This is a genomic window from Pirellulales bacterium, from assembly GCA_019636335.1.
GTDB lineage: Bacteria > Planctomycetota > Planctomycetia > Pirellulales > JAEUIK01 > JAHBXR01.
Genome location: JAHBXR010000005.1, coordinates 1 through 14,285 on the forward strand (window position 1 = coordinate 1; position 14,285 = coordinate 14,285).

Here is a 14,285-nt window from a genome sequence, read left to right on the forward strand (position 1 = left end):
GAGTTGCTGGCGAGACCATTGACTATTTCTTGCCGCATCCAGATAAGGAATCCCACACCTATCACGACAAAAAACAAAGACAGGAGCAGCCGCAGCACCAAGTCGTGGCGCGCTTCGCTCAGTTCGCCCTTTACGTGTTCTTGCACGAGGGGAGCCATCAAACGTTCAATGCCGTCGCGCTCAAACTCTTCCCTTAGCATCGTGCGTTCCCGGTTGGCCCGTCTTGCATCTGCTCGGTGCTGCGAGTTCGGGTCATAGGCCGCACATCGCAGTTTTCGCCATTTGAGCGAACCCAATCCAATCAGTGCGCCGCCGAAAACGCCGCCGACCGCGGCCGTGGTCGCCGCTGCGCCGCGTGTATTCCAAAACAACCAGGAAAGCAAGAGCAGACAAATAAATGAGCCGACAAAGCCGACGACCGCCAGAACAATCATCCACCAATACAAGCCGCTGCAAATGACCGAAAACATCTCTCGCTGATAAAGTCCACAGTCAGGACAAGGCACCGGGTCCACGTCCTCTTGCAGTCGCTTGGCAAGTTCCTGTTCGGCTGCTTGGATTGCGCGATCTTCAGCGCCCTGGTTGTCGAGAAACAGAAAGCTGGTACCCTGACCCGTTGCCTCGCGCGACAAGAGATAGATGAATTGCGACCCACAGTGCTCACAAGTCACCTCACGGCGGGCGAGGCCTTTAGTCGACGCCGAATAGCTTCGCGCGTATGGGATACCCATTGTGAACCAACCCGGTGAGGCCAGTAGGACCAGGCAGCAACGACGTGCGCTAACCATCCATCGGCGCACGAGCCGCCACTGCGCGCAGACTGGCGCCTTATCTTTTAAAGGCGGCGAATCCGGCACGACCGGACGAAGGGATCTCGCTTGCGTCTCTTCGCGCGAGGCGTGGCTCGAAGGCCGTCACGCAACCGCGCTCGGCGGAGGCGTATTTCCATCGCCCACCGGACGCGCAAAATCGGGCACCGGTCGAAGAACTCGAAGAAAAAATCGCGCCGCGCTGCTTCCCCAGTTCTTCCGCGAAACTTCGCTGGCTCTTGCTTCGCGGCCAAATTAGACTGACGGAGTTTGCCGTGGTGTCGTCGTGGTTCACAACCGTTTGAATGACCACAACAGCACGACGACACGACGAGTTTGATCGCGCCGAACAAGAATCCCAAGCGCGATGCGTGAGCGACGCGGGTCCTCATGGGTGCCTGGCAGTGGAGCGCGCGGCCTGGCCTCGGCAGATCGTGGTGTCCGCATCGGAGCGATTGATACGCCTATAGAGGGCAGGTACATGTTTCGCAGCGATCCGTGCAGTGCGCAGCCTGCCGACTTGTCCGCCTCGCTCGCGGCCGTTCGTGGCGGATCGAACTCGAAGCTCGGGCAACTGCTCGACGCCTATCGCGATTTCCTGCTCGTCGTCGCCACCGACGCACTCGATACCAACGTGCAGCCCAAGGTCGCCAGGTCCGATCTCGTGCAAGAAAGCCTCTTGCAGGCGGTGCGCGATTTCCCCAGGTTCCAGGGGACGACCGAGCCGGAGCTACGCGCCTGGCTTAAGCAGATCCTGCTCAACAACGTCTGCGACGCCCATCGACGATTTCAAAAGGCGGGCAAGCGAAACGTCTCGCGCGAGATTCCCCTCCGCGGGACCAACAGCTCGGCCGCGGGCGTTCTGCACCACCTGGCGGTCGAAGACCGCCCGCTGTCCAACCTGGCCGCACGCGAGGAACAAGCGCGCGTCGAGTCCTCCCTCGCCACGCTCGAGGCCGATCAACGCCAGGCCATCGAGTTACGAAGTTTGCAAGGTCTGCCCTTCGAAGAGGTGGGCAGAAGGATGAATCGCTCGACCGAGGCGGCGCGCAAGCTCTGGTCGCGCGCCGTCCAGAAACTCGCTCTCGACCTGGGACGGAAGTCCGACGATGAACGATCGAGCACATGACGATCCGATGACCGACCAACTGGTCGACTACCAGCAGCGCCTCGACGGCGGCCTGTCGTCGCGCACCGCTGCGAGCGACGACTCGTTGCCACCGGAACTGGCCCATCAACTTCACGCGGCTCAGAAATGTCTCGATCTGTTGCACGGCCTGCGGCAAGAGCGCGAGCGAGCCGCCCGCTCGGCGACGGGCGAAACGATGCCGCTGGGCGATACGACGTCCGGCGGGCGCGAGCTCGACGTGCAAATCCCGCGGCGGATCGGCCGCTTTCAGATTCGCTTGCGACTGGGCATGGGCGGATTCGGCATCGTGTATCGCGCCTTCGATCCGGAGACACGGCGCGAGGTCGCGCTCAAAGTTCCGCGTCCCGAGGCCCTGGCGAACCGTGAGCTGCTCGAACGGTTTTCGCAAGAGGCGCAGGCCGCGGCGCGGCTCGACCACGCGCACATCGTGACCGTTCACGAGAGCGGCTACTCCGGCGCCATCCCGATCATTGTCTCGGCATTCTACGATGCGCCGACGATGTCCGCGTGGATGGACCTGCGGCCGGGACCGGTCGAAGCGCGGACCGCCGCCGCCACGGTGGCGGCCCTGGCCGATGCCGTGCAACATGCGCACCAGCGCGGCGTGCTGCACCGCGACATCAAGCCCAGCAACGTCCTGATGGTGCCGTCGACGGAAGACGATCGAGGCGAAACGTCGTCCGAGTTAGAGCACGTGCCCAAACTGATGGACTTCGGCCTGGCCAAGGTGACCGATGCCACGCTCGATCTGACGCACACCGGTGCGATGCTGGGCACGCTCATGTATATGCCTCCCGAGCAGGCAGCGGGCAATCTCGCCGAGATCGGTCCGCGCTCCGATGTCTATGGCTTGGGCGTGTTGCTGTACGAAATACTTACCGATCGCGCCCCCTTCCACGGCACAACCCAGGTCGAGACCTTGCGACGAGTGATGCACGAGGCGCCGGCGCCGCTCCGCGCGCTGCGCCGCGACGTGCCGCGCGATCTGGAGACAATCTGCCTGAAGTGCCTGGAGAAGGAGCCGGCCCGGCGCTACGCCAGCGCGCGAGCGTTAACGGCCGACCTGCGGCGCTTCTTGGCGGGTGAGCCGATCCAGGCGCGTCCGGCCACGCCGGCCGAACGTGCCGCCAAGTGGTGTCGCCGCAATCCTCAATGGGCCAGCCTGTTCGCCGTGGTCCTCCTGGGCGTCACCGCTTTGCTGGGTTTTTTGACCTACTCGAACGCTCGGATCTCTCTCGCGCTGACAATCGAGCGCGCCACGCGCCACGAGCTAAACGCGCAGCTCTATGCCGCCGATGTACGGCGCGCGGGAGAGGCGTTCGCGGCTCACAATCCCCAGCAGGCGATCGATCTGCTGGCGAAATACGAGCAGCCCGAGGAAGGTTACGACCTGCGCGAGTTCGCCTGGCATTACTCGCGGAGTCGCGTCCATGTGCGCGAGGCATTTCTTCCCAAACACCCGGCGGATGTGTACCGCCTGCTGTTCTCGCCAAGCGGGAAATGGATCTTCACCGCCTGCGCCGACGGCAAGGTGCGCATCTGGCGCGGCGGCGACCGGCAGTTGGAACGTCTGCTCGACTGCGGCAGCGAAGTCAACGAAGTCGCGCTCTCGCCCGACGAGCAATGGCTCGCCGCTGGCTGCGACGACGGCCTCGTGCGAGTCTGGAACACCAACAACTGGCAACTGCACAGCATGTTGGAAACCAGTGGAGCCGCCTGGCTCGATCTTGCCTGGTACGACCAGATCTTCAGTCTTGCCACGCAGCCTGACGGAAAGGTTTTAGCGGCAGGATTCTTTGTACGGCGCGGTCATCCCTACGGGGCAGTAGTGCTTCGCTTCAATCCGGATGGTACCCGGGATGAGGACTTTGAGTACAAGACCTACGAACCGGCTGAGCCGGGATTCCATCGGGATTTTGGTCGCATCGTCCTCTGTCAGCCGGACGGAAGATTCATCCTGGTCGGAGACACCTACTTCGATCGAAATCCGGCCGGCCCCGAGCAAATGAGCACGCGATTCATCCTGGTGCGCTTTCTTCCCGACGGTACACCGGATCCCGCCTTTCAAGGCGGTATTCACGAAGCTGGCACTGGTCGCCGGCACGAACACCTGCGGGCAGCGTGCCTACAACCAGACGGCAAGATCGTCACCGTGGGCTATGCCGCCGACGAGAAGGATGAGAGGAACACGACCGCGCCGATTCTAGTGCGGTACGACGCCTCCGGCGTCCTGGAACCGGATTTTGGGACGGGATCGGGCTCGGTCGACAATTCAGCCGTCTCTCATCTCGATAGCGCCTATGCCATCGTCCTGCAAGAGGATGGCAAGATCGTCGTCGCCGGCGAGACGCAACAAGAAGGAAAAACGCGTCTCGCGCTCGTTCGATGCCATGCCGATGGCACGCGCGATGCCAGTTTTGGCCAGGATGGCATGGCTGTGTTGAGCGTCGGAGATGCCAACCTGGTGGCACGGAGGATAGCGCTACAGAGCGACGGAAGAATCGTCGTGGGGGCTGATTTTCTCCCACATTATCAAATCGCCATCTTGCGAGTTCACCAGGACGGGTGCCTGGATGACACGTTCGGAGAAGGAGGTCTCTCCACGCTGGCGGTTTTTGGCGATGATGCTGAGACTCTACCTTTGGCCATTCAGCCCGACCAGAAGATTGTCGTCGCGGGAGCGAGCGCGCCAGGGCCACCCAATCTCGCTGCTCTGGTCCGTCTACAAGAGAATGGCGCTTTGGACGCCAGCTTTGGCACGGCCGGAACGGTTCTCGCCGCGATGGGGCATTCCTACGAGTTGTGGCGAGATGTCCTGATTCAATCGGATGGAAAGATCCTCGCTGGCGGGACTGCGACCGATGGCAATCTCTCCCGCGGCGAGATCGACTTTGTCCTCGCCAGATTCCAGACCAACGGAACGCTCGATCAAACCTGGAACGCGGACAGCGTCGTGGGCCTGCAATTCTCTCCCGATTCCACTTCGCTTTACGCGGCCGGCGACCATGCGGTGAGCTGCTGGAATGTTGAGCATGGCGTAAAAACGGGAGCTTGGCGGCCTGCAACAAAAGAAGAACTGAGCAGCATGTCTCTTTCCTCGGATGGAAAGTGTCTCGGGATTGCTACTCGTAAGAGAGGCTATATCTGGAGCCTTCCAGATTCCCCAGAGGGAGAAACACACACGAAGCTCGCCGCATCCGCGATTGCACTATTGCCTGGTCGCGACGAAATCGTCGTCGGGTACGAGCACGGCAGAATCGATTGCTACGACAACCTAGAGATGATGAACGCAACGGACTTGGAGGTTCCCCACCCGGGGCGCGTGCAGGCGTTGCGTGCCACGAGCGACGGAAGATACCTCACCTCGACGTCACAGGCCGGCGGCGCGCATATCTTGCGCACCGACAACTGGCAGCGAATCGCGGCCATCAGCAACCCCTCGGGAAGAATCTGGGACGTACACTATCTGCCGGAACCAAACCAGGCCATCATCACCGACGTGCAAGGGAACGTCGATCTCGTGCGGATCAAAGCGTCGAATCACCCCATGCGCACCGACGGTGGTGTCGAAATCCATCGCACTGCCGCAGCGATAACCGCCGCTGACTTATCAGTCGATGGAAGTCTCCTGGCGTGCGGAGAACGGGATGGACGAACGACCGTCCTCTCGCTCGCGTCAGGCGAGGTGATGTTCGATTGCGTAGGACATCCGCAACCGGTGCAGCGCATCGCCTTCGACAAGAGCAACCGTCAGATCCACGTCGTTTATTATGATGGCCGGCTGGCGACGTTGGACATCGCCACGAGTAAGGAACTCTCACACCTGGAAATGGGTCGTAAGATCCATCGGGCGGCATTCTCACCAGAGACCGACCAGGTGGCGCTCGCCTTCGACGACGCGTACGAGACAATCGTGATGCGTTGGGATTCCAAGGCAGAGCGGCGCCGTTTCACGAGCCAGAACAGTGTTTCGCGTCTGGAGTTCAGCCACGACGGCAAGGCTTTGCTGCTGTGCTGCGCGTCTGACTTGGAGATCGGGGATCTGACGACGGGGCAGCTTGTTCGCAAACCTGGCAAGTCGGCGGAATCGTGCTCGGATCTGGCCGAACTTCCTCTCCGTGGCAAACTCCTTGTCGCCGAGGGACTGCGCGGAGTGGCGATCCGAGACTATCCGTCGCTCGAGCTAACAAGTCGACTCGTTTCGCACGCTTCTGGGATTGTTTATGTCGCCGTCACCCCCAACGAGCGCAACGCCGCCACGTTGAGTGAAGACGGCATGCTTACCGTCTGGGATCTCCGCACCGAGCAGCCGGTGTTGTCGTTCCTCGAATGCATCCGCGGGGTAGCTACCCCCAGCCTGATGTTCACCCCCGATGGAACAAAACTGGTAGCGGTGCTAAGTGCGCTGCCGAGCAGCCAAATCATCGTCTGGGCGACAGCAGATTCACCGTAACGCCGCCCATCCCACGGATGTGCATTCTGGCCTGCTCGGTCCGGCAGGTGATGCAGTTGGCGCGGGCAAGGGGCGGTGTGCCCTCCTTTGAATTACTGGAACTCTTTAGCGGCCTGAAGTTGTTTCAGGGCGCTAAAGAGTTACCAGGCGCTAAACTCTTGTGAGTCCAGCCAAGCGGCTTCTGCCTCTAATTCATCCGGCGAGTGTTTCGCATGATCAACGCTCGCCTTTACCTAGCGTTTGAGCGAATTCCGGAATCCAAACACAATTTGACAAGGGTTAGCCGGGGGTTGCTGACCTTTGGCGACGTGCCGCCTTCGATCCGGCTCTATGCGGGACTGACTGGGCGTAGAGCACTCGCCGCCCAGAGATCGGCAAGCAATCCTTCGATCGCCGACTCTTCTTCCACGCTGACTCCGGCACGCCGTATGGAGTCGGATAGCGTCCAATCCCACCCAGCTTCCGCTTCTGGAGGACGTAGTTTTCGGTGATGGTTGCTGCGAATGCAGTGCGACGTCGTGGTAAACCTCCATGGCTCGAAGCCAAATGCTGCGTAAAGCTTGTTGGCAATGCGAATTCCACCCCAGTCAAAATCTCCGTGGTAGGCTAGTTGGAATTCCCTGCCACAGAGCTGTTCGAGCAGCAACCAGCACGCGAGCGACGGGTGTCTTTCGACGCAAACCATTGGCGGGCAGTTGGCACCAATGCGATTCGCAGCCTCGGCAAGGATGCTGGGATTCTCGCAAACATAAATGCGCGAATCATGAGCATTGGACGGTAATCCGAATGTCGGTGGATGCAGCCGCAGATGTCGGAACGTCAGGCGAGCGGGCATGCCGCAACGCCTGTGGTCCTGCAACAAGCGATCCGATAATGAATCGCCCGTCGCGGGCAGATTCAGCGTGAGCACAGTGGATGACAATTCATCGGTCACGATACCAACGCTCTCCCAAATATGTCGCCGCTTCATCGCGTTCTTCTCTGGTGTGCCCTGCACCGATTGCTTTGCAAGCAACTTCAGCAAGATTGGCCCTGTAAATCTTTTTGTGTCAGGGCAGTTGGGAACGTTAGTTGCTTGAGGGTTTTGGCATTCGGTCTTCGAATAGGATGGCGAAGTGGTTGAGGGCCGATTTCCAGTGGTGGATCGGCATGGTCCACTTGCGGCAACGCTCAGCAGCCGCCTCATCACCAAGTCAAAATTCACTTACCACGTCCCCTTGGTCGGCCCTTGCGCAACGCCATTTGAGACGCTGCCGGACATGGCGTTGATCGTCGATCAAGTGAGTCGTTTTCTCACCTGATGCCCGCACCAAAAATCGGCCTCTACCCGCACCAAACAGTGTCCGTTCATGCGTTCTTTTTGCCCATTTTGACACAGTTCGGTCTACTATCGGGTAGTATCGTAGTATCCACAAGTGATTGCCGCGTCGAAACTTATGGTTGACAAATGCCTAGAATAAGGCATAGTTGAATCAAGCTCAGTAAGCACGCCCGGCTGGAATCGAACCAGCAACCTGCGGATTAGAAGTTGCGGCCAGGCGACGTATCTAAAGCCACAACTGCAATGACTTTGCGTTGTCACATCGCAACGCATCCGGCTTCCACACGTCACACATTTTACCGGGGTTTTTCATCGTTTCCAGAGTTTCTGTGACAGAATCTGTGACGGTGATAGCCAGACCATGGTCGGGCCAACGACACACCATTCGGGAGTGCCAAGCGTATTGGCCCAACGTGATCCCACGCTGGCGCATGCACACCGACCAACTGCGCCACGCCCAGAGCTAGTGACTTCAGATGAATGGTTGAGGTCTGGAGGGGTGTTACATACACGGTGATGTTGCGGACTTCACGATCAAAATCTGCGTCAAACTAGAAGGATGAGCCGATCAACGGCTAGCAGTCGTCCATTTTACGCCGCAAAGCATCCCGCGTATCCGCTTGCCAAGTTTAGGGTCAGCAGCCGCAATATGCGCAGCGCGCCCCGATAATCTCATCCGCATTCCGCGTGTCGATATGCCCTCGCTATCCGCGAGGAAGTCCACCCCATGCCCCAGGCACACACGGATATCACTTTTCAACGTAGCGACGAATTCAGCTGTCGGTCGCAGTTTCTGGTTGACGACCAATCCAGTGACCACTTGTCGTTCGCTGGCAGGCATGAAACGAACCTTGTGTTCGGCAATCTCATATTCAGCGGCGTGGATGCGGTCGATGAGCGGACCTTTCAGCTCCCGGAAATCCACATTGCCGGATAACGCGATGTCGTCGACATAACGACTAAAAGATAGATTTCGACTTCGGCACAAGGCAATGACCGCCTTATCCACGGGAACGAACGCTAGATTCGCCAACAGACTACTGGTCGGTGCGCCCTGAGGCAGACCCTCGGCCAGCATTGTGATCGCAAGCGCATCCGTAAGAGCTTCGTCAACAATTCCAGCCATCTCGAAAATCGGTTGCACGAATTTCTGCTGAGTCGACGGGAAGAAGTTCTTTACGTCGAGCGTTGCGACCATCTTCCTGCCCAGGTGACTCCTGGCGTGCGTGAGAATTGACCGCTTTGGTACTCCACCGTGAAGGTACGGTGGCACTTGTAGGCGGGAATAGAGCAAACGCAACAACGCCCTTTGAACGCGGCGCAGTGGTTTCTTCGGGGGTTGAATGATGCGATTACCGCCAGAGGGTTTGGGTACAGTGAATTGGCTGTACCACCTCGCCGGTTCAGCGACAAACTCTCCGATTACGACTGGCGAGACATTGAGCGTCCTTGCCAACCGCTCACGCGTAGAAATCGGCGGTGGCCAGTCATTCTGCTGCATCGTATGCTGCGACAGCATGTTCATCTTCGCACAACCGACGCACGATCAACTTTGCCATTTCGCAGATTCGACGATCGTCTTCATTTAAGCCCTTGGGCAAATCTACGGCATCCCAGACAATCGCCTCCTCAGGCACTCCCAGTGCCTCCGCAATTCGTTGCAGCACTGCGAGGCTTGGACGCCGCCTGCCATTCTCGACGAGACTCAGAAACGACGGTGTAAGCTCGGCGCTCGCGGCCAAGTCTTGCTGTGATATGCCACGGTCAGCCCGAAGCTTTCTGATCGATTTGCCTATGTGAATCATCGATTGATGCTGTGTTCAAAATAGGGGGAGAAGAAGTTATTCGTTCCCATCTTCGACAAACAAATCGCGCGTCAACTCACCCAACCATCGCTGGGTCATCGCCGCGCAGCGGAGAATCTCCACTACGACCTCGATCGGCAAGTAAACGACTCCGCCGTGGGCGGCCCGCCTGGCCATTTCGAGACTTCCGTGAACGTCCTCCAATTGCTGCCGTTGTCGGCCGCTGAGATCCTTCAACACACGGGTCGCGTTTAGCGATTCCAGCATGTCGTCAACCTCGGCAACCTTGAGCGCAATCGCTCGGAGCTGTTTCGATGCACGCATGGTGCACCTCCTTTCGACCCTAACTGGGCCAACAAACATCAGAGAACCACCGCTAGAGCAACATGCCCGAGATCGGCGTCCTCCCCTTGTTGGTGCAAAACAACGCATCGTCGAGATACGCAATTGCAGTCTGCCGAGCAGTGTCCGATGTAGTCGTCCGTGAGTCAGGTCATGGCTGATTGCTCACCGTCGCTCGCGCCCACCAACATGGTCGACACGACAAAGAGTGATTCGCACAGCCGCTAGCCGAGCGTCACGCGTAATATGACGTCCCAGTAGCAGGGGCGCCGCTGACGCAGACCACCTCGTGGCACGGCGTAGGCAGGGAAGTGCTTCCGCCCAAATGGGCTTTCACACGGCGGGAAAGGAGGTTCCGCGAAACAGCTCAGTTGCCAAAGAGCACCGGCCCTTGCCGGTTGACAATACGATAAAGAATTCAATGTCTGTGTCAAGTGGGCTCGCGGCAGTTTTTGCGGATGGATCGCAAAGTCCGATGATATATGCCTTTACGGGCCCTAGCGTAGTAAGAGTATCCAGTACGGTCGGACATCGATCGCAATCGCGGAAGTTTGCATCTTCCGACGAAGCTCCAACTTCTGTAACGTGCGATCCCTTCCGACCACTGCACTTTCGGCTTAAACACTGCCGGCATGGAAGGTTTTCACCTCGCGCGAGCTGCCGGCCGTTCGGCATATCGAAATCCTAAGGGAGCACTGGCAACAGTTCATCAAAAAACTGCTCCAGTGTATCCACGGCCCTCGGGCAATACTCCTTGGAGAGCGTGAAGTGCCCAAAATCATTGACTTCGATCGGGTCAGTGGCTTTCACTGCCTCTTCAAACTTTTTCCGGGGCTTCGAATTCCTGTCCGCATATTCGGGCACCTGGGAGTCGCTATGCACAATCAGGTTCCGAATATCGCGATAAAACTTGAATCGTCTCCAAGGGGCTCCATCCGTCGGAAGCAAGATTTTGGCTTCCTCTTTCAAGTATTTCTTCGCCGTTCCGACATCCAGACGCTTCGCCCGCCGCACGCTGACTTTTAGCGAGAGAATCTTCTCGCAGCGATCGCAAAGGCTGATCAGCGTGTGCTCGAAATATCCGTAGATCCCGACCAATGCCATGTGGCGGCCGAATCGCGGGAAATCGTCTCGCAGCGAAAAGCCCTTGTCCGCGTGGAACTGGTAAAAGTCGTCTCGCTCATCCTCCGTCATGCCGTTGACCTGCTCTGCAGCCCATGCGTCGAAATCGTTGAAGGCGTCCTCAAACGCTTTCTCCGACGTCTCCACATAGCCGCGCAACTTGTTCGTTTGCAGTTTTGCCCAAACATCCAAGTACCTCAAAATGTTCTTCGCCATTGCCCACGGCTCCTTTCTGCTGAAGCGGGCAATTATATCGTTTGACGCTGACTTGCCCTAAGGGCAGAAGAGCTGCCTTTCGAACTCACACTTACAGTCGAAGTGCGGCTTGCAGGCGAAGGGCCTGTTGTTCCAGCTGATGCAGTACGTAAGTAAAGAAATAGCCCCGAGGGCAAGACTCTCGCCCAGCCCTCGGGGCTTCGCTACAACACGTTCACGATCCGATCCGTCAGGCCCTTCTCGCCCAACACGACGTTGAGCTTGCTGTTGGCGGCGACCTTTTCCAGCACCTCCAGCTCGCGGAGGCGCATCAGGGTCGGGTTGTCGGCCAGCAGCTTGGCGGTGTTGGCCTGGCTGCGGATGGCGGCCGTCTCCTCGCGGCGAGCGATGAGGTTGGCCTCAGCAGCCTTCTTGGCCTCCGTGACACGGTTCATCAGATCCTTCATCTCGCCCGGCAGAATGATGTCGCGGATACCCACGGCAATCAGCTCCACGCCCAACGTCTTGGCACGCGCACGCACCGTGTCGGCCAGTTCGCTCGCCACGCCGTCCTTCTCCATCAGGAACGTGTCGAGCTCACGGGCACCCACCACGGCACGCAGCGCCAACTGCGCCTCGCGGTACAGTGCCTGCCGCACGTCGTCGACCGTGCTCACGGCCGTCCGGGCATCGGCGACGCGATACGTGACGATGGCATTCATCCGCAGCGTCACCTTATCGGCCGTCATGATGTCCTGGCCGGCAACGTCGAACATGGCTTCGCGCAGGTCCTCCTGGACGAACTTGACCTGGGCCATGTTCTTCCAGAATGCGTAGCGGCCCGGTGGCAACGTCTCAACGAAGTCACCGTCGATGAACAGCACGCCAACATTGTGCGCCTGCACCGTCGCCAGCTCCAGCACGCGCTCGACCAGCGGCGACTGCACAATGACCTTCAGGTCCGGGTGCTCGAACCGCACCTTTCGGGCGTCGACCACCTCGACCTTTACGTCACGCAGAGCCGTCCAGTAGGCGTACAGGCCTGGCGGCAGGATGTGGCTGAAGCGACCATCGATCCAGACCAAAGCCCGTTCGTAGTCCTTCAGGTCCAACACCACCGCGCGCTCCTTGAGCGCACCCGAGCGCGAAATCACGTCGAGCTTCTCGTGTGCCAGCCACGGCGCGCGCTGCGAGACGATTTCGACCTTGACCTTGCCCAGCGGGTCGACGAACCAGTGGCGACCAGCGCGCAGCAAGCCACGGAACTCGCCGTCTCGGAAGTACAGGCCCATTTCATAGCTGCGAATCTTGATGGTCTTGATGATGAAGATGTTCATTGGCGTTACCTCCTCTCGGTTCATGAACGTATAGGACGTTCGAGCCACCGAGTTAGTTCACAAATAAAATGCCGTTGGGGGCGAAGCGAAACGTCGGTCCCACATCCGTATGCGGAGTGCGCTTGAGCCTGTGCTATCCGAGGCGTTGATTTCGCTTTGCCGAACGCGTTGCGTGAGCCGACGCTCACGCGCGGCGATCGACGTCGGTTTGTCGTTGCCAAGGACTCGCACAAGCGGTATCCGCGCACTGCAAGGCACCGTCTTGTGTTGCCGCCGGCATGTGGCACGTCGCAACGCTCTCGCGCTGCGCGCTCCACAATGCCAACGGCAGACCTACGCTTGCCCGCCCCCTCGGGCGTTTGGTGACGCTTTCGCGCCGGAGCGGCTCTTGTTCAGAACCGCGCTTGGTACGGGAGTCGAACCCGTGACAGCCAGATGCAAAGTCTGGTGCTCTATCCACTGAGCTAACCATCTGTTGGTTGTGGTAAACACAGCCTTCTGCAGAACCCATTCACGGAACGCACCTCGCCAACTACATATTGGGTTGACGCGGGCGAAGTGCGCCGCTGGAACTGGCCGAATCAACCTCGCTTGAATCTCCTTTCTGATCACGTTCAAAAGACGCTGGCGGGAGTCGAACCCGCTTGAAACTGCTTTGCAGGCAGTTGCCATGCCGTCTGGCTTCAGCGTCAATCAGTGTCCTTGCCAGGAATTGAACCTGGTCCTCGACCTTCGCAGGGTCGTATGCGAATCCGGCACACCCCAAGGACGTTTTCGTTTCAGTGCCTCGCCGAGGAATTGAACCTCGTCTTGCAGTTTCGAACACTGCCGTGCTCATCCGGCACACCCGCAAGGCGCTTTGCTTCTCCAATATCCCGACCTGGATTCGAACCAGGGCCCGGACCTTCGGAGGGTCCGATGCAATCCGCTACACCATCGGGATGCACATTCTCAAAGAGCCGACGACTGGATTCGCACCAGCATCAACCTGTTTACAAGACAGGCGCCTTTCTGTTTCGAGCCACGTCGGCAAGCACGAGCGCGAGGAGTCGAACCCCGTCCGCCAGCTTTGGAGACTGACTGCTCTCCCAGGAGCACACTCGTGTAAGGCCCACGGGAACAAGCCCCGTGGGCGATCAACTTCACTACTTCTCCAGCGGAACGTTCCAGTACGTCTCGCTGATGAACTTCGACCAGCTTTCGATCCGCACGCTGTCGCGGGCGTAGATCGGCTTCCATGTCGGCCGGACCGGCGCCTTGCGGAGCCGCATGCCGGCCTGGTGCGGCGTGCGGTCGGCCTTGCGCTTGTTGCAGCCGATGCACGCCAACACGCAGTTCTCCCAGGTCGAGGTGCCACCCTGCGACCGCGGAATCACGTGGTCGATCGTCAACTCTTCGCCTCCCGGCTGGCAGCCGCAGTACTGGCAGGCCCAATGGTCCCGCTTGAATACGTTGCGGCGGCTGAAGCTCACGGCCGCCGTCGGCAACCGGTCGTACTCTGCCAGCACGATCACCTCGGGCACGCGCAGCCGCAGCCGCACGGCCTGGATGAACTGCTCGCCGTCGCGCGGGCGCAGCTCCGACCAATCAGCCCAGGTGTAGAGCCGGTAATCCGTCGGGTCCACCACGCGAGCCGACTCGTTCCACAACAGCACCAGCGCCCGCGCCACCGTGGCCACGTTCACCGGCTGCCAGTTGCGGTTGAGCACCAGCGTCGGATGTTCAAGTACCTTTGCGACCACGATCCACTT

At 59.4% G+C, this 14,285-nt stretch carries 10 protein-coding genes and 4 tRNA genes; 2 read left to right on the forward strand and 12 right to left on the reverse strand.

The genetic code is table 11. The features are described from left to right. A partial coding sequence (locus KF708_06570) for a hypothetical protein (protein MBX3412366.1) occupies positions 1–632 on the reverse strand: 632 nt, incomplete at its 3' end. A gap of 658 nt (positions 633–1,290) precedes the next feature. Between KF708_06570 and KF708_06575 the strand changes: the two genes are divergently transcribed. Continuing rightward, positions 1,291–1,938 (forward strand): sigma-70 family RNA polymerase sigma factor, encoded by a 648-nt coding sequence (locus tag KF708_06575; GenBank protein MBX3412367.1) that lies wholly within the window; start codon positions 1,291–1,293, stop codon positions 1,936–1,938. Next, a complete protein-coding gene (locus KF708_06580; GenBank protein MBX3412368.1) occupies positions 1,919–6,412 on the forward strand; it encodes a protein kinase in 4,494 nt (1,497 codons plus the stop codon). Before KF708_06575 ends, KF708_06580 begins: the two co-directional genes overlap by 20 nt. 328 nt (positions 6,413–6,740) lie before the next feature. Here the strand turns inward: KF708_06580 and KF708_06585 are convergent, their stop codons facing one another. The 11 genes from KF708_06585 to KF708_06635 form a co-directional block, all read right to left on the reverse strand. Then, positions 6,741–7,436: a DUF2399 domain-containing protein gene (locus KF708_06585; protein ID MBX3412369.1), complete on the reverse strand. Its 696-nt coding sequence runs from the start codon at positions 7,434–7,436 to the stop codon at positions 6,741–6,743. Between the two features lie 865 nt (positions 7,437–8,301). Beyond that, positions 8,302–9,258: an RNA-directed DNA polymerase gene (locus KF708_06590; protein ID MBX3412370.1), complete on the reverse strand. Its 957-nt coding sequence runs from the start codon at positions 9,256–9,258 to the stop codon at positions 8,302–8,304. Continuing rightward, a complete protein-coding gene (locus KF708_06595) occupies positions 9,221–9,538 on the reverse strand; it encodes a helix-turn-helix transcriptional regulator (GenBank protein ID MBX3412371.1) in 318 nt (105 codons plus the stop codon). Before KF708_06595 ends, KF708_06590 begins: the two co-directional genes overlap by 38 nt. A 36-nt stretch (positions 9,539–9,574) precedes the next feature. Then, positions 9,575–9,862, reverse strand: a complete 288-nt coding sequence (locus tag KF708_06600) for a hypothetical protein (GenBank protein ID MBX3412372.1) — start codon at positions 9,860–9,862, stop codon at positions 9,575–9,577. A 702-nt stretch (positions 9,863–10,564) separates the two neighbouring features. Further along, the gene (locus KF708_06605; protein ID MBX3412373.1) at positions 10,565–11,218 is read right to left on the reverse strand and encodes a hypothetical protein; all 654 of its coding nucleotides are present in this window, start codon (positions 11,216–11,218) and stop codon (positions 10,565–10,567) included. Positions 11,219–11,421: 203 nt separating this feature from the next. Then, positions 11,422–12,534, reverse strand: a complete 1,113-nt coding sequence (locus KF708_06610) for a slipin family protein (protein MBX3412374.1) — start codon at positions 12,532–12,534, stop codon at positions 11,422–11,424. Positions 12,535–12,938: 404 nt separating this feature from the next. Continuing rightward, positions 12,939–13,005, reverse strand: a tRNA-Gln gene (locus KF708_06615). A gap of 148 nt (positions 13,006–13,153) precedes the next feature. After that, positions 13,154–13,225 (reverse strand) — tRNA-Cys (locus KF708_06620). A gap of 266 nt (positions 13,226–13,491) precedes the next feature. Then, positions 13,492–13,565 (reverse strand) — tRNA-Thr (locus KF708_06625). A gap of 3 nt (positions 13,566–13,568) precedes the next feature. After that, positions 13,569–13,638: transfer RNA gene (locus KF708_06630), tRNA-Trp, on the reverse strand. 41 nt (positions 13,639–13,679) lie between these two features. Beyond that, the gene (locus KF708_06635) at positions 13,680–14,276 is read right to left on the reverse strand and encodes an HNH endonuclease (GenBank protein ID MBX3412375.1); all 597 of its coding nucleotides are present in this window, start codon (positions 14,274–14,276) and stop codon (positions 13,680–13,682) included. Positions 14,277–14,285: the final 9 nt, after the last annotated feature.